This window comes from Marinococcus sp. PL1-022 (assembly GCF_033845285.1).
In the GTDB taxonomy this organism is placed as follows: Bacteria; Bacillota; Bacilli; order Bacillales; family Marinococcaceae; genus Marinococcus.
Window position 1 is genome coordinate 1,010,494 of the sequence record NZ_JAWXCX010000001.1, and the last position, 15,155, is coordinate 1,025,648.

Sequence of the window (15,155 nt, forward strand, 5' to 3'; positions counted from 1 at the left end):
CTTCAGGAAAAAGCGTAAAATAAACGGAAAAAAGGTATAGCATTGAAGTGAAAGAACGAAGGTGTAAAGGAGCGAAGCGTATGACGGAAGTAAGTGCTTTATGGATGCGAAGGGATTTACGGTTAACAGATAACCGGGCAATGCATGAAATGCAGCGATGGGTGGAAGCAGAGGAAGGCAGGCGGTGGTTCCTGGTTTTTCATCTTGATCCGGACTTTTATGAGTATTCATGTCCTCATCATGATTATTTTTTTCAAAATCTAGAAAAATTTCGCAAAGAATGCGATGATCAACATATACAATTATATTTTCTGCATGGTTCAGCAGATGAGGCTTTCATCTACTTAAAAGAAAAGGTGCCGGCGCTGACTCATCTATTCTTTAATGAAGACGAAACGCCGCGGGCCGCCCAAAGGGACGAGCAGGTATTAAAAGAAATGGAGCAGCGGAGCGTCGAAACACATGCTTATAAAGATGCTCATTTTCATCGCTCCGATGAAGTGAAGAAAAAAGATGGCGGGCTCTATTCCGTCTACACTCCTTATTATCGTACCTGGCGTCAGCTTGAAAAGGAACAGCCGTATGAATGCAGACTGGACCAGATAATCAGCCAGCAGGCCGAATTGGAGCTGCCGCAAAAGGATGCTTATCAAAAGCTTTCCTCTTATTTGAACAATAGCGGGACGACGTGGGAGCGTACTGCGGAGGAAGACGGGCGGCAAAGGCTGGAGACATTTGTGGAGGAAATTGCCCCGGAGTATCATGAAACAAATAATGCCCTCTCCCGCGATGGAACGAGTCGGCTGTCTGCCTACTTAAAAACTGGGCGGCTGTCAGTGCGTACGATTTATCAGGCCCTTTCAGAGCAGCTTGAAGAAGGAAATCCTGGGGCTGAAGCCTTTGTAGGTGAACTTGCCTGGAGAGATTATTATAATATGATTCACGCTACGCGTCCTGAGCTGAAAAATAAAGAGCTGAAAGAGGCGTATAGGGACCTGCCGTGGGAGTACGATGAAAAAAGACTGCAGACGTGGAAGGATGGCCGTACCGGCTACCCGATTGTAGATGCCTGTATGCGGCAGTTAAATGAAATAGGCTGGATGCATAACCGTGGAAGGATGATCGCTGCCTCTTTTTTAACGAAGGATTATTTGATCGACTGGAGAGAAGGAGAAAGGTATTTTGCTGAAAGGCTGATTGATTATGACCCTTCTTCCAATGCCGGTGGGTGGCAGTGGGCTGCGTCTACTGGCACAGATGCAGTCCCGTACTTCCGCGTCTTTTCTCCAGTGAGGCAGAGCGAACGTTTTGATCCGCAGGGCGACTATATTCGTGAATATGTGCCGGAGCTTCAGTCAGTCCCAAAAAAATATATTCATACTCCTTGGAAAATGAATGAACAGCAGCAGAAGGAGTATGGATGTATCGTCGGCCAGGATTACCCGGCACCCGATGTAGACCATGCGGTACAGCGAAAGAAAGCAATCGAGATGTTTAAAGGAGAGTAAGCCATGGACATTCGCCGAATGAAAAAATCAGAAATCGATCAGAGTCTGGATCTGGCCCAATATGCTTTTCAAATTCATTTAACAGAAGAACAGCGCCGGGAAAGGCGGCGGACTATCGTTCCCCAGGATAACTGGGTCGCGGTCGAACGGGGAAAGGTGCTATCCAAGGTGGCTATTTTCCCCACGGTCATTTACCTTGGGGATGTGAAAATGCCAATGGGGGGCATTTCCGGTGTGGCAACATGGCCGGAAAAGCGCCGGGGCAGCCTGGTGCGTTCATTACTGAAAGAAGCGCTGGTGGATTTAAGAGACCGGGGTGTACCTATCTCTATGCTTTATCCTTTTTCGACTTCCTTTTACCGGAAATTCGGCTGGGAGGTGTTCTGTGATACAAAGCATTGGACAGTGACGAAAAACCAGCTTCCGGAAACCGGAGAGCCTGAAGGGGGCAGCATCCGCAGAATCTATCAGCAGGACTGGCAGATTCTCGACTATATCTATCAGAAGTGGGCAAAACAGTATGCCGGCATGATTGCGCGTTCTGAGCAGTGGTGGAAAAACCGGACACTTCAGCGTAAAAAAGGGAACGCTGCTGTGTACACTGATGGAAATGGCTTTGACAGCGGATATGTGCTGTATGAGGTAAAAGAGCAGCAGCTGACCGTGCATGAATTTGTGGCCTGGCATGAGGATGCGCGCAGAGAATTGTGGCGGTTTCTGGCGAATCACGATTCCATGATTGAGACTGCTAAAATTTCTCCGGCTATTGATGACCCGAGCCGTTATATGCTGCCGGAGCCGAAAATTGAAGAAACGAGAAAAAGCTACTTCATGGCCCGAATCGTCGATGTATATCCATTTTTGCACCAGTACCCGTTGGACCTGCCGCCCGAGGAGTCTCTGGTCCTGCATGTGGAGGATGATTTCTGTGATTGGAACAATACGAGCTGGCAGCTGTATAAATCGAAAGAGGGCCGGATGGAAATTAAAGAAGTTCTCTCGAGCCATACCGGTATAGAACTGACCATCAACACATTGACCGCCCTTGTCATGGGGTATATTACCGTGCGGGAGGCTGAGCGCATGTCGCTTGTAAAAGGAAGCAAACAGCAGCTGGATCTGCTTGACCGTGTGCTTCCGGGATTCACTCCGTTTATGTATGATTTTTTCTGATACAAAAAAGCAGGCCCTTTAATGATGAAGGCCTGCTTCTTTTTGATGAATGTTATTGGAGGTGCTTGTAAGCTCTGCTGACGAAACGGCCGGCCGCCTCGTAATGATCACGAGCATATAGGTCATAATAGTGAAAATGATGCTGATTGTCAGCGCGTGAATAAGCACCGATGTTAAGTGAGGTGCCCCGAAAATGAGCGCGATACCTGCGCCTGCCTGAACAAGTATCAATGCGAATGCCATCACACTCATAGCAGCAAGAGACGTATAGGCTCTGAATCGTTTCAGCGTCCAAATCATCAGAACTGCTACGACTAGCATGAGGGCGACAGCAGCGCCGCGATGGATCCATCCGGCCATCTCCGATCCGCCGGAGTGCTTCACGTAAGCTCCGGTATAGATAACAGCGTAGGAATAAACGATAGTAGCGATCAGGTAATTACGGTAGCCTTTCGTTACTTTTGGCTGCAGCGAAGGCTTTTCGTTATCCTCAAATGCAAGTATTGTGAGCATGATAACCGTGGCAAGCGAGATGGCACTGATACCGAAATGAAGCGCGAGCACAAGACTCGAGTTGCCCCAGATGACAGCGCCGGCTCCCATTAATCCCTGAAAGATAATAAACAGTACAGCCATCAGCGCCATGAATTTTGTTTCCCGTAAATGGGAAAGCTTCACGGACGACCAGATAGCAAGAATAATAACAAAAAGTCCCATCAGTCCCGACCAGAGCCGGTGGCTGTATTCAATGATAGTGGCGACGGCAGGGTTGGAAGGTACTACTTCCCCGAAACAAAGCGGCCAGGTGGCACCGCACCCTTCACCAGACCCTGTGTTGGTCACCAGAGCTCCCTGCAGCAGTACAATGAGCATGCCAATAGAAGTAATGGCGCCGAATGTGCGTAGTCCCCAATGCAAAATAAGTCACTCCTTCAATATAAATGCAATTAAATAAATGCAGTTAAAAGCTTCACGTTTTTCTTACATAATTAATCGTAGATTTCCAGCCTGGAAAAGTCAATTTTTAATCCTGGTCCGTCCATGAACAAATATTGAAATGTGAAAAATCTGTGAAAGCAGGAGGGGCAGAAAAAAACGTTCACTGGATTGTTAATTCAGAGTTCTGCAAAAAGCTGCGTGATTTAGTATAATATAACCGCACCAGAGAAGAGGAGGAGTATACGTGTCGCAATTAAAAGCCGAAGAACAAAAGCAGACTAATCGTACGCATACGTGGATCGTGATTCTGCTCAGTGTGATTATTAACGGGCTTGTAACAATTTTGATTTTTGTAGAAGGCGGCGGACAGACATTTAACGGTTTCGATCTGACCATTCTGCCAATGATGAATGCAATATTTAACAGCTTTACCACCGTGTTTTTACTCGGGGCTTTATACTTTATTTTACGGAAAAATATCAAGATGCACCGCCGGTTCATATACGGTGCTTTTACAACAACGACCCTTTTTCTCGTAACATATCTGGCATACCACAGCCTTGCTTCGAGTACGTCCTACGGCGGAGAAGGGATCATTCAGTATGTGTATTATTTTATTTTGATCTCTCACATTATTTTGGCAGCATTGATCGTGCCGCTTTCAATTTATACTTTTTTAAAGGGCTTTACGTATCAGGTGCAGAAGCACCGTAAAATTGCACGGTGGACGATGCCGCTGTGGCTGTATGTAAGTATTACCGGCGTAGTGGTTTATTTCATGATTGCCCCTTATTATTAGGAAAAAGGAAAGCCGCGCGATGGCTTTCCTTTTTTATACTTTGAAATTTAATTTGATGAGCCCTGCTTCCCTTGCAGAAATAAAAGCAATAACTGCGAGCGGACCGACAATAAAGCCTACGACACCGAGCAGTGTAAGCCCTAGGTACAGGCTGATTAAGGTGGCGAGCGGCGAAAGTCCGATATGGTGCCCCATTACTTTTGGTTCGACAGTACGGCGAATAATGAGCAGTACGATACCAAGCGCCAGCAGCTGTGTGCCAAGGACAAGGTCGCCGCTGATATACATATAGATAGACCATGGTGCAAGAATGGCGATGGAGCCAATAATTGGAATAAAATCAATAGCCCATATAATCAGACTCATCACAATTGCCACTTCGGGAGTGAAAATCATTAATCCGATAAATGTAACGGCCAGTATAATCAGGCTGACCAAAAATTGGGCTTTAAAGAAGCCTAGAATTACTTCAGCGAGCCGGCTCGTCATAAATTGAAATTTTTCAGTAGTTTCAGGCTTTAAAAAGGAATAGAATTTATCCGTCAGTCTCGGAAGGTCAATCATAAACAAATAAAGAGCGATCAAATACACTAAAAACATGATCAAGTAGCCGGGAATGGAAGCGATGATTGCCGTCGCCTGGTTCAGAAGATCGCCGCTTGCGATATTTTCCTGGAGGCCGGTAAGCATCTCGGCAATCCGGTTATTGATCTGGTCAATAGTATCCTGCGGAAGGTTCCACTGCTCGTAGCGGTTGTTCAGCCCGGTTTGAATATTTTCTACGGTTTCTACAAGATTGCTGATATATGTAGGAAGGTTTTTGGAAAAAGCCACCACCTGAGTGATTACCTGCGTAATCAACAAATATCCGAGTAGAATTAATAGTAAAAGAAAAGCCGAGAAGACGATCATAACTGAAAACGGCCGTTTAATTTTAAGAGAACGCATGGCGAGACGCACAGCCGGAGAAAGGGCCAGGGCGGTCAGCCACGCAAGAATAATCGGCCCTGAAACAGGTAGAATAAAGTAAAGAGCGACAAGGGCAAGAACGATGCCAATAAATCGGAAGATATTTTTTTTTGTCAGCAGGGCGGTCACAGGGAAACTCCTTTCATCAAAATGAAGCAGTATGTACGTACTTTATTCATTATAATGTATTTAAACGGATAGTAGTACTAAATTAACGAACGATGGGTCAGGAGCGGGAGGTCTGTTTTAAATAAAAGGTACCGTCTGCCTTTGCGATGAGCTGGTTTTCTTCATCATAAACGGCGGCTTCGGCATAGGAGATCCGGTGGCCAACGGTGACCGGAGATGCTTTGCAGGTGAGCTTTCCGCCGGTACCGGCGGAGATGAATTGTACATGAATATCGATTGTTAAAATATTACCGGGTACAGGAGAGAGCTCCGAAAGAAGCACCCCCATGGAATTATCCATAATCGTCGTCAGTACGCCGCCGTGAACGATGCCGTGCGTATTGTGCAGTCCGGAGTGGACTGGGATCTGGGCGCAGAGCGTTTCTTCATCCTCCCAGTAGGTGGAAGTGTGCATTAAATGCTCCACACCGCTTCTGGCCTCTGAAGCGTCCCAGTCGTAAAGCAGCCTGAGGTAATGCTTAGTCAGCTCCTTAGCTTCGGGGGATCCGTTTGTCAGAATATTTTCAAGCATTTCCTGCTCTGTCAGCTGGGGTGATTGTTTTTCGGTCATGTTTGTCATCCTCTCGGTAGTGCGCTTCTATTTATATTGTAGCAATAAGACAAAAAGCGAACAAATATGACGATTCGTTCTTCATAGAATGAGGCGATCCGTGATAAAATGAAAGTGGAGGTGAATGTATGTCTGTAATAGAAGCATCGACGTCTGTAGATATCCTCGAGCAATCGGAACAGTTAGGACACATGGTTGTAGAGTCTGATATATACATTGAATATAAGGAAGCAAAAAAAGCGATGAAGGACGATCCGGATGCCCAGGAAAAAATTAATAATTTTTTAAGCTGGAAGGATCAGTACGAAGAAGTACAGCGTTTCGGAGCATATCACCCGGATTATAAGACAACCGCTAAACAGGTGAGGGTTGTAAAGCGGGAAATGGATATGCATGAGACAGTTATCCGCTATCGCCAGGCAGAAAAAGCGCTTGATAATTTACTGACCGAGATATCCACACTGGTAGCAGAATCTGTATCATCTTCCATCAAAGTGCCGACGGGCAATCCGTTTTATGATAACCAGTCATGCGGCTGTTCGACTGGGGGAAGCTGCGGCTGCTCCTGATAAACATAAAACCTCCTCTTTTAGGGTATACCTCCTTTAAAGAGGAGGTTTTTGCTATGTTTAAAGGTGTGTTTGAAGCCCAGACCGTAGTACCCGCGTCGAAAGAAGAAGTCTGGAACTACTTTCAGGACCCGGTGCAGCTTGAAGAAATGACGCAGTTTCCGGAAGTTGAGGTGGAATCCTCCGGAAAAACAGAAGAAGGGGCTGAGATCCGGCTGTATCTTTATTTTGGAATATGGAAAACGGTATGGGATTCGGTTATTACTTACGTGGATGCGCCGAACGCGTTTCAGGATGAAGGGAAAAAATTACCCTTTCCGTTCACGGCATGGAGGCATACTCATACTTTCCAGGATCTCGGACCGCTCACGGGGGTTCATGATTATATCGAATTTGAGTCGGTGGTACCGGCCTGGATGGTAAAATGCTTTTTAAGCGGGATGTTTAAAAGTCGTAAAGCCTTTGTAGTAAATCAGTTCAGTCCGGAAAATAAAAGAAGGTCCGCTTTCGATTAAAAAGCGGACCTTCTTTTAATCCGATTGAAATTCGCGGTGGACCATAACCAGAATAGCCCGCCGTGTAATGAGTCCCACAAAAGCACCTTCATCATCTTCAATACATACAAATGGGTGATTAATGGAAAGCGTCAATGCCTTTCCGAAGTTATCATCCACGTTCATTTTCGGAACCTTTTCCGACATGACCGATTCCACGGTATGCTCATGAAGCTTATCCATTTCGATTCGCTCTGTGCCGAGAATCGTATCAAGTACCTGGGCTTTGCTGATCTGGCCCTGGACTCGGTAGTGCGTATCTAACACCGGAACTGCGGTGTACCCAGATTTAATTAATATTAAAAGCGCATGGTCGAGGGGGTTGGCTGCCTGCACATGGGCTACTTTTTCGTGGCCGATAATCAGTTCAGCTATTTCCTGATCCATAATATTCGTGTTTTTTAGCTCATGAAGCACTGTCATCACATACTTTCATTGATTTCTCACTAAAGCAATAAAACGATAGCTACAACGCAGAGATATAAAGACAAGTTGAATAATAAAAGGATTTCAAGTTTTCGTCAAGTTCCAAAAAACGTAATTAACGGTGATCTGAGCGATTTTAGGCAGAGCAAAGACAGCTGTTGATTCAAATCGACTCAACAGCTGTCTTTTGGAAGAAAATGGCTTCAGCCTTTGCGCATATTGAAGGCTGCGTTCAGCTGGCCGCGCAGCATTCTCTCCCGCAGCTCTTTGTTTTTCATTTTCTTTTGTTCCATGCGGCGGATTTCAAATGTCTGCATGCCGTCTTCCATTTTTTCTGCAATATCGAGGAGTCGCTCTACATCCAAAAAAGAATATTTCCTGGTGCCGCCGGAGGTGCGGTCAGGGTAAATCAGTTTACGCTCTTCATAGTAACGAATTTTTCTTTCGGAAAGTCCGGTTAATTCGCTCATAACTCCAATCGTAATTACTTTTTTATCTTTGTATGACGACATAGTTTGCTCCCCTTTTCATCTCTTTTGTAAGCTAATATACCATAATAACTTTTTCGTGTATGTTTATTTGTTAGATTACCTTACATATGAGAGAATTAAAGTTGGGAAATCAATGCTTGAACCCATAAAAAAGAGGGAAATAATAGATCAATGACTATAGCTTATCAATTGAAAGTAATTGCTATGGATTACGAGTATAAAAAGGGCTACGGGTTCTTTTACATAAGAATCGGGCCAAACGGGCTTTAACCATTTATATTACTGATTGTTGACGGATAGAACATGTGATAATCTATTAATTGTGAAATTTTTGAACAATTCACATCACAATAACAAAGCAGGCAATATACACGAATAATATTATACAAAGACTGGAAATAACGACAGGAGTGACGGGAAAATGAAAGTAGCTAAATTTGGAGGAAGTTCCCTGGCAAGTGCAGAGCAGATTAAAAAGGTGGCAGACATTGTAGCGACCGATGAAGACCGCAGGGTGGTAGTAGTCTCTGCCCCGGGCAAACGAAATAGTGAAGATACAAAAGTGACAGACCTGTTAATTTCCCTTGCGGAAGCCTGCCTGGAAAATTCCGGCGTGGAAGAGGCCAAAAACAGAGTACTGGAACGCTTCCGGAGTATTACAGCCGAGCTGAATTTATCAGATGACATTATTGCGACCATTGAAAGTGATATTGAAGCCCGGATTCAGTTCACGAAAAGTAATGAAGGGCGTTTTGTGGACCAAATGAAAGCCGGTGGTGAGGATAATAACGCCAAAGTAGTGGCAAGGTATCTTCAAAGCATCGGTACCGTTGCCGAGTATGTTAATCCAAACGATGCCGGCCTGTTTGTAAGCGACACTCCTGGGAATGCCCAGGTGCTGAACGAGTCCTACGACCACATTTATAAGCTGCGTGAACGCGATGGGGTGGTAGTATTCCCGGGATTCTTCGGCTATTCGAAGGAAGGGGAACTCGTTACGTTCTCCCGGGGAGGTTCAGATATTACCGGCTCTATTCTGGCTGCCGGGGTGCAGGCAGACCTTTACGAAAACTTCACAGATGTGGACTCGGTATTTGCGGCTAACCCGACGGTAGTGGACAGTCCGTGTGCAATTAAGCGTATGACTTATCGTGAGATGCGGGAGCTTTCCTATGCAGGGTTCGCTGTATTCCATGACGAAGCGCTCATTCCGGCTTTTCGCAAAAAGATTCCGGTATGTGTGAAAAACACGAATAATCCGCGGGGAAGCGGCACGATGATCATTTCTGAACGGGAATATTCATTGAACCCAATTATCGGCATTGCGGCAGATAAAGGATTTGAAACTATCTATGTGCGCAAATACTTAATGAACCGGGAAGTAGGCTTTGGCCGCCGTCTGCTTGCGATTATTGAAGACGAAGGGGTTTCGTACGAGCACATGCCGTCAGGAATCGATGACACTTCCATCATTATCGAGGAAGGACAGATGTCCAAGGAAAAAGAAGAGCGTATCATTGAGCGGATCATGAAGGAACTGGATGCAGACGATGCCTATATTGAAAAAGGCTACGCGATGATTATGCTTGTTGGTGAGGGGATGCATGAGACAGTGGGTGTAGCTGCCCGTGCGACTCGAGCCTTCTCTGAAAAAGGTATTAACATCGAAATGATCAACCAGGGCTCATCCGAAGTGTCACTCAGTTTCGGGATTGCTGAAGAGCATGTTGATGAAGCCATCCGTGGCTTATATGAAGAATTTTTCAGCACAAAAGAAGTGCTGCAGTAAAAATGAAGAGGGCGGCCCTGGGGCTGCCCTCTTTTGTGTATAAAAAGCTAATCCTTTTGTTTTTCTTTTAGAAGCTGCTTAATATCGCTCAGTTCGCTCTCCATATGATCAAGCTGCTTCTGCAGCTTGTCTTCGCTTTCTTCAGCTTCCGCCTTTTCGACGTTACTGACAATGACGCCCACAAACAGGTTGAACACCACAAACGTTCCGACGAGCACAAAGGAGACAAAATAAATCCAGCTTAATGGATTGGTTTCTGCGATCGGCCGCATGACGGCGCTTGCCCATGACTCGAGGGTTACGACCTGAAACAGGGTCAGTAAGGACTGAAATATGTCCCCAAAATATTCAGGGGCCGTGTCGCGGTAAAGCATAGTGCCAATTACTGCGTACACGTAGAAAATGATGCTCATCAGAATCATAATGTTTCCTAGCGAAGGGATGGTGCGGAGCAAAGCATCCACGAGCCGCCGCAGAGAAGGAACAACGGTGATAGCCCGGAGGACCCGGAGAACCCGGAGAACCCGGAGCACGGTAATGAAAGCCGAGCCGGCAAAGATGTGCCCGACTGCTACGATGAAGAAATCAAACCAGTTCCAGGGAGACTTAAAAAAATGATAGGAGGGAAAAACACCTAAAAACCGGATGATAACCTCGATAGTAAAAAGCCAGAGAAGTATGTAATTTAACACAGAAAACGTGTTTTCATAGCGGCTGTACAGGGTTTCGGAGGTTTCAAGCCCTACCAGCAGCGCATTAAATAAAATCAGCGTCGTTACAACAGCAGTGAAAACCGGCTGATCCAAAATGACAGCTAAACGCTGCCGAAAACGGGTAAAGGTAGATATCTCGCTCATGGGTGGACTCCTTTAAAAAGATGTGAACCGTTTTGATTGTACAGAAAAAAGCAGACAAAGAAAAGAAAACAGCTGTGTGAGGAGGAGTTATATGAATCCGGATGTCATTATTATCGGTGCCGGCCTTGCCGGATGGAGCGCGAACCGGGAGCTGGAAAAGCACGGACTGCGCACCGCGGTTGTAGAAAAAAGCAGAGGACTTGGCGGCAGAATGGCTACACGAAGATTGAACGACGGCCGGGCGGATCACGGGGCCCAGTTTTTCACTGCGAGAAGTCAATCGATGAAACAGACGGCAAAAGAATGGGAAGCTGCCGGGTACATACGCAATTGGAGCAATGGATTTATTCAGCTCGAAAGCCTTGATCAAAAGCAGCATTTTCAGGGAGACGGTCATCCGAGATACGTTGGCCGCGCCGGGATGGCCCCGCTGATGAAAAATTTATGGAAGGGAAAAACGATAGAGAAGGAAACAAAAATTACGGCAGTCATGCCGGGAGAGGAAGGCTGGCAGCTTCGTACAGATACTGATCAAATGAAAACGCGGGCTGTCCTGTTAACCGCCCCTGTGCCGCAGTCCCTCGAGATGCTGCAAAACGTTCCCGGAGAGCGCAGGTGGGAAGAGGACCTTTCCTCCGTCCGCTACGACCCGTGCTTATCTGTAATGATCGAATATGAGGGAGAAAGTCCTCTTAAGGAGCCAGGAGGCATCCAGACGAAAGATCCGAGAATTCAGTTTGTCGGCTGTAATTACCAGAAGGGCATTTCCGATTCCTGCGTTCTTACCGTACACGCAGAAGGTGACTGGTCAAGGGAGCACTGGGACGACAGCGGTGAAGCTTTTGCCGAAGAGCTGTGCCGTATTGCCGGGCCGCTCCTTGACCGCAAAAAAGTTAGAAAGCTTCACCCGAAGCGCTGGCGCTACGCGAAGCCGGTGCATATGTATCCGGATCGTTCAAGAAGCTATGATTCGCCTTATCCACTTGCGTTTGCAGGAGACGCATTTGGCGAAGGAAAAGTGGAGGGTGCTGTTTTAAGCGGAAAGGATGCGGCGGGCAAAATTATTTCGCTGCTTCAATAAAAAGCAGGAGCCGGGGGCCCGGTTCCTGCTTTTCTGTCGTCAATCTCCAATGGAGCCGGAGCGTTTGGAAGCTTCCTTCATGGCTTCTAAAAAATGCTTCTGGACTCTGTGTTTTTCAAGATGGGTGAAAGCTGCTTCAGTCACTCCATTTGGACTCAATACTTCCTGATACAGTTCATGCGGTTTTTTGTCAGAATCGAGGTAGCGAAAGGCCGCCCCTTCCATGGTTTGGGCGATGATACTTTTTGCTTCCTCTGGTTCGAAGCCTGATTCAGCCGCCATTTCCTCCATCGCTTCCAGGAAATAATAAAAATAGGCAGGGCCGCTTCCGGCAATTGCAGTGAAGCCGTCGATATCCTGCTCGGAAATTGTGTGCACACTTCCGACTACCTTAAACAGCGATTCTGCAAGATCAAGATCCTCGTCAGTGGCATAGGTGCCTGCACATATAGCTGTTGTCGAGGCACCGACGTGGGCAGAAGTGTTTGGCATCGAACGGACTACCGGCACATCCTGTCCGGCGAAGGATTCAAGATCGCTTAAAGAAATACCGGCCAGGACACTGATCAAAAGCTTATCTTTAGTCAGTTCGCCTGCAAATGACTGAACGACCGCTTCGGCATCCTTTGGTTTGACGGCGAGAACGACGATATCAGCTGCTTTTACTGCTTCCTGGTTATTGGTTTTTACCTGAATGCCGTACTGCTCCTTCAGTCGTTCCTGCTTATCTGCAGACGATTTCACCGTTCCGAGCACGTTTGCCGGTTTGACCAGTTCATGGCGCAGCAGCCCTGAAAATATAGCCTCTGCCATCGAGCCGGAGCCGATAAATGCAATGGTTTTCTGCTGTAGGTTTGTTTTTGTCATCATTTGATCTGCCCATCTCCGTGAATTAGATATTTGTGGGAAGTGATCGCCTTTAATCCCATTGGTCCGCGGGCATGCAGCTTCTGGGTGCTCACTCCGATTTCTGCGCCAAAGCCGAATTCGAATCCATCGGTAAAGCGGGTGGAGGCGTTGTGATAAAGAGCCGCTGCATCGATCTGCTGGAAAAACTTCTGCTTATTTTCCGCAGATTCGGTGACAATGGCTTCAGAGTGGTACGTGGTAAACGTATTAATATGCTCAATGGCTTCTTCTGTGTCCTGTACAGTTTTCACTGCAACGATCATATCCAGGTATTCGGTGTTCCAATCCTCGTCGGCTGCAGGCTCCACATCGCCATGCAGCTTTTGTACCGGAGCATCCCCGCGGATAGTAACTCCGTGGGCAAGCAGAGCATGCACCAGGGATTCGCCGTGGGTCTCAAGCCAGGACTGGTGCACAAGGATAGTTTCAGCTGCATTACAGACAGAAGGGCGCTGCGTTTTGGCATTGACGGCAATCTGTACTGCCTTGTCGGCTTCGGCGGTTTCGTCAATAAAAATGTGGCAGTTGCCGACGCCGGTTTCAAGCACTGGGACGGTGGACTGATTCACTACGGTTTTAATTAAATTGGCCCCGCCGCGTGGTATTAATACATCCAGGAAATCATTCATCTGAAACATTGTCGTGGCAGCTTCCCTTGAAGTATCAGAGGCGAGCTGCACCGCTTCTTTCGGAAGGGAGGTTTTTGCCAGAGCCTCCCATATGGCGTCCATGACCGCCTGATTTGACTGAAAAGCGGAAGAACTGCCGCGTAAAAGAACGCCGTTGCCTGTTTTTAAAGCAAGAGCGGCTGCGTCAGCTGTCACATTCGGGCGGGCTTCGTAAATCATGCCGATCACGCCGAGCGGAACCCGGATACTTTCCAATTTCAGGCCGTTCGGTCGGGTCCAGGATTCAATGGTTTCACCGATAGGATCTTCAAGAGACGCGATCTGCCGGCAGCCGTCAGCCATGCCTGCGATGCGTCCGGAGTCGAGCGTGAGGCGGTCAAGGAGGGCAGAGGATAATCCGTTTTTTCTTCCTGCCTCAAGGTCCTGGGCGTTCGCTTCAAGAATAAAAGCTTCCCGTGTTTCGAGTTCGTCAGCGATGAGCAAAAGCGCCTTGTTTTTCTCTTCGGTAGAAGCAGAAGCGACACGCTTTGACGCTTTTTTCGCTGCTTCTCCCTGCACCCGCATCTGGGTGCTGATTTGTGTTTGTTCCATATTTATCTCTCCCTTACAGTAGTAATCCAGTTATCCCGGTGGATGACTTCTGATTTTGACGTTAATGTAAATGAGGCGGCTTCAGCCGAGGATTTCCCTTTAACGGCGTGAAGCTCCTTGGCACTCATGTTCACCTGCCCCCGCCCGAGCAGCTGGTCCTTCTGGTCATACACATCGACAACATTCCCGGCGGAAAAGTGGCCCTGCACATCGACGATGCCGGCAGGAAGGAGGCTTTTCCCGGAACGAAGCAGCGCCTTTGCTGCGCCTTCATCAACCACTAAGGCGCCGGCAGTAACGGAGTGGAGGCCAATCCATTGTTTTTTATTGTTCACCACATCGCCGCCGGGCACGCCTATATAGGTGCCGTCCCCTTTGCCGCTGAGGACGTCTTCAAGTCGGTGTCCGCTGCCGAGCCTGCCGACAAATACCCGGGTGCCGAGGCGGATGGCTGTGCCGGCTGCTTTTAGCTTGGACCGCATACCGCCGGTGCCGACAGAGGAGCTTGATTCTCCGGCCTGCTCCATCAGATCGCTCGTGATGGACGGGATAAAGTGATATTTTTTGGCTTCCGGATCTTCGTTTGGGTTCTTGTCGTAAATACCGTTGATATCTGTTAATATCAGCAGTGTATCTGCGTGTACAAGTCCGGCTACAAGTGCCGACAGCATGTCATTATCCCCGAACGTAAGTTCATCGACAGCGATGGAGTCGTTTTCGTTAATAATGGGAAGCACCTGGCGGTGAAGGAGCTCGGTAATGGTGGAATGGGCATTCTGGTACTGGCTGTGATTGGCGAAATTTTCCCGGGTTAAAAGCAGCTGGCCGCAGGCAATATTCACTCTGCTGAATTCTTCGTTGTACGCCTGCATCAGCTGGCTCTGGCCAACGGCAGCAGCTGCCTGTTTGCCGGCAGTCGTAACCGGGCGGGACGGATAGCCTAGATCGTAAAAGCCGGCAGCTACTGCCCCGGAGCTGATCAAAATAACTTCATTTCCTGCCTGTCGCAGCCGGATGATTTCATCCGCGTACTGCTTCAGCTGTTCCCTGCTTAAGCTTCCCTGCTGATTCGTTAAAGAGCTGCTCCCGATTTTCACAACGACCCGTTCTTTTTTCATTGGAACCACCTGTC

At 47.5% G+C, this 15,155-nt stretch carries 16 protein-coding genes; 7 read left to right on the forward strand and 9 right to left on the reverse strand.

Annotation, left to right across the window (positions count from 1 at the left end; all coding sequences use genetic code 11):
• The first annotated feature begins 80 nt into the window (after positions 1-80).
• Together SIC45_RS05140 and eis are read left to right on the forward strand one after the other, a co-directional pair.
• Entirely contained in the window at positions 81-1,508 is a 1,428-nt protein-coding gene (locus tag SIC45_RS05140) for a deoxyribodipyrimidine photo-lyase (protein ID WP_319631311.1), read from the forward strand.
• A gap of 3 nt (positions 1,509-1,511) precedes the next feature.
• A complete protein-coding gene (gene eis / locus SIC45_RS05145; protein WP_319631312.1) occupies positions 1,512-2,681 on the forward strand; it encodes an enhanced intracellular survival protein Eis in 1,170 nt (389 codons plus the stop codon).
• 18 nt (positions 2,682-2,699) lie between these two features.
• Here the strand turns inward: eis and SIC45_RS05150 are convergent, their stop codons facing one another.
• Positions 2,700-3,599: a COX15/CtaA family protein gene (locus tag SIC45_RS05150; RefSeq protein ID WP_298784141.1), complete on the reverse strand. Its 900-nt coding sequence runs from the start codon at positions 3,597-3,599 to the stop codon at positions 2,700-2,702.
• 265 nt (positions 3,600-3,864) lie between these two features.
• Here SIC45_RS05150 and SIC45_RS05155 point away from each other — a divergent pair, with 265 nt between their 5' ends.
• Entirely contained in the window at positions 3,865-4,419 is a 555-nt protein-coding gene (locus tag SIC45_RS05155; protein ID WP_298784143.1) for a DUF420 domain-containing protein, read from the forward strand.
• 33 nt (positions 4,420-4,452) lie between these two features.
• Here the strand turns inward: SIC45_RS05155 and ytvI are convergent, their stop codons facing one another.
• Both ytvI and SIC45_RS05165 read right to left on the reverse strand, forming a co-directional pair.
• Positions 4,453-5,517, reverse strand: a complete 1,065-nt coding sequence (gene ytvI / locus SIC45_RS05160) for a sporulation integral membrane protein YtvI (RefSeq protein WP_319631313.1) — start codon at positions 5,515-5,517, stop codon at positions 4,453-4,455.
• Positions 5,518-5,614: 97 nt separating this feature from the next.
• Positions 5,615-6,127 carry a PaaI family thioesterase gene (locus SIC45_RS05165; RefSeq protein ID WP_319631314.1) on the reverse strand — a complete coding sequence of 171 codons (513 nt, stop codon included), beginning with the start codon at positions 6,125-6,127 and terminating at the stop codon, positions 5,615-5,617.
• Positions 6,128-6,255: 128 nt separating this feature from the next.
• Here SIC45_RS05165 and SIC45_RS05170 point away from each other — a divergent pair, with 128 nt between their 5' ends.
• Together SIC45_RS05170 and SIC45_RS05175 are read left to right on the forward strand one after the other, a co-directional pair.
• A complete protein-coding gene (locus tag SIC45_RS05170) occupies positions 6,256-6,696 on the forward strand; it encodes a YlbF family regulator (protein ID WP_298784150.1) in 441 nt (146 codons plus the stop codon).
• A gap of 56 nt (positions 6,697-6,752) precedes the next feature.
• Positions 6,753-7,211, forward strand: a complete 459-nt coding sequence (locus SIC45_RS05175) for an SRPBCC family protein (protein ID WP_298784152.1) — start codon at positions 6,753-6,755, stop codon at positions 7,209-7,211.
• A 15-nt stretch (positions 7,212-7,226) separates the two neighbouring features.
• Here SIC45_RS05175 and cbpB read toward each other — a convergent pair whose 3' ends face one another.
• Both cbpB and SIC45_RS05185 read right to left on the reverse strand, forming a co-directional pair.
• Positions 7,227-7,673, reverse strand: a complete 447-nt coding sequence (gene cbpB, locus SIC45_RS05180; RefSeq protein WP_319631315.1) for a cyclic-di-AMP-binding protein CbpB — start codon at positions 7,671-7,673, stop codon at positions 7,227-7,229.
• A 206-nt stretch (positions 7,674-7,879) separates the two neighbouring features.
• Positions 7,880-8,188 (reverse strand): MerR family transcriptional regulator, encoded by a 309-nt coding sequence (locus SIC45_RS05185; protein WP_022792668.1) that lies wholly within the window; start codon positions 8,186-8,188, stop codon positions 7,880-7,882.
• A gap of 400 nt (positions 8,189-8,588) precedes the next feature.
• Here SIC45_RS05185 and SIC45_RS05190 point away from each other — a divergent pair, with 400 nt between their 5' ends.
• A complete protein-coding gene (locus tag SIC45_RS05190; protein WP_319631316.1) occupies positions 8,589-9,956 on the forward strand; it encodes an aspartate kinase in 1,368 nt (455 codons plus the stop codon).
• Positions 9,957-10,003: 47 nt separating this feature from the next.
• Here the strand turns inward: SIC45_RS05190 and SIC45_RS05195 are convergent, their stop codons facing one another.
• Positions 10,004-10,813 (reverse strand): ion transporter, encoded by an 810-nt coding sequence (locus SIC45_RS05195; protein ID WP_319631317.1) that lies wholly within the window; start codon positions 10,811-10,813, stop codon positions 10,004-10,006.
• Between the two features lie 91 nt (positions 10,814-10,904).
• On the opposite strand from SIC45_RS05195, the gene SIC45_RS05200 reads away from it, so the two are divergent.
• Positions 10,905-11,894 (forward strand): NAD(P)/FAD-dependent oxidoreductase, encoded by a 990-nt coding sequence (locus SIC45_RS05200; protein ID WP_298784161.1) that lies wholly within the window; start codon positions 10,905-10,907, stop codon positions 11,892-11,894.
• A gap of 39 nt (positions 11,895-11,933) precedes the next feature.
• On the opposite strand, the gene proC is transcribed toward SIC45_RS05200, so the two are convergent.
• Genes proC through proB form a run of 3 tightly spaced genes read right to left on the reverse strand, consistent with a single transcriptional unit; the run spans position 11,934 to position 15,141 of the window.
• Positions 11,934-12,764, reverse strand: coding sequence for a pyrroline-5-carboxylate reductase (gene proC, locus SIC45_RS05205; RefSeq protein ID WP_319631318.1), 831 nt, complete (start codon positions 12,762-12,764; stop codon positions 11,934-11,936).
• Entirely contained in the window at positions 12,761-14,023 is a 1,263-nt protein-coding gene (locus tag SIC45_RS05210) for a glutamate-5-semialdehyde dehydrogenase (RefSeq protein WP_319631319.1), read from the reverse strand. Before SIC45_RS05210 ends, proC begins: the two co-directional genes overlap by 4 nt.
• A gap of 2 nt (positions 14,024-14,025) precedes the next feature.
• On the reverse strand, positions 14,026-15,141 hold the full coding sequence (gene proB / locus SIC45_RS05215) for a glutamate 5-kinase (protein WP_319632930.1): 1,116 nt from the start codon (positions 15,139-15,141) through the stop codon (positions 14,026-14,028).
• Positions 15,142-15,155: the final 14 nt, after the last annotated feature.

Bases quoted from the DNA above. Each gene is read 5' to 3' on its own strand.
- SIC45_RS05140 (WP_319631311.1), top strand. From the start codon at position 81: ATGACGGAAGTAAGTGCTTTATGGATGCGAAGGGATTTACGGTTAACA.
- eis (WP_319631312.1), top strand. From the start codon at position 1,512: ATGGACATTCGCCGAATGAAAAAATCAGAAATCGATCAGAGTCTGGAT.
- SIC45_RS05165 (WP_319631314.1), bottom strand. From the start codon at position 6,127: ATGACCGAAAAACAATCACCCCAGCTGACAGAGCAGGAAATGCTTGAA.
- SIC45_RS05170 (WP_298784150.1), top strand. From the start codon at position 6,256: ATGTCTGTAATAGAAGCATCGACGTCTGTAGATATCCTCGAGCAATCG.
- SIC45_RS05175 (WP_298784152.1), top strand. From the start codon at position 6,753: ATGTTTAAAGGTGTGTTTGAAGCCCAGACCGTAGTACCCGCGTCGAAA.
- cbpB (WP_319631315.1), bottom strand. From the start codon at position 7,673: ATGACAGTGCTTCATGAGCTAAAAAACACGAATATTATGGATCAGGAA.
- SIC45_RS05185 (WP_022792668.1), bottom strand. From the start codon at position 8,188: ATGTCGTCATACAAAGATAAAAAAGTAATTACGATTGGAGTTATGAGC.
- SIC45_RS05190 (WP_319631316.1), top strand. From the start codon at position 8,589: ATGAAAGTAGCTAAATTTGGAGGAAGTTCCCTGGCAAGTGCAGAGCAG.
- SIC45_RS05195 (WP_319631317.1), bottom strand. From the start codon at position 10,813: ATGAGCGAGATATCTACCTTTACCCGTTTTCGGCAGCGTTTAGCTGTC.
- SIC45_RS05200 (WP_298784161.1), top strand. From the start codon at position 10,905: ATGAATCCGGATGTCATTATTATCGGTGCCGGCCTTGCCGGATGGAGC.
- proC (WP_319631318.1), bottom strand. From the start codon at position 12,764: ATGATGACAAAAACAAACCTACAGCAGAAAACCATTGCATTTATCGGC.
- SIC45_RS05210 (WP_319631319.1), bottom strand. From the start codon at position 14,023: ATGGAACAAACACAAATCAGCACCCAGATGCGGGTGCAGGGAGAAGCA.
- proB (WP_319632930.1), bottom strand. From the start codon at position 15,141: ATGAAAAAAGAACGGGTCGTTGTGAAAATCGGGAGCAGCTCTTTAACG.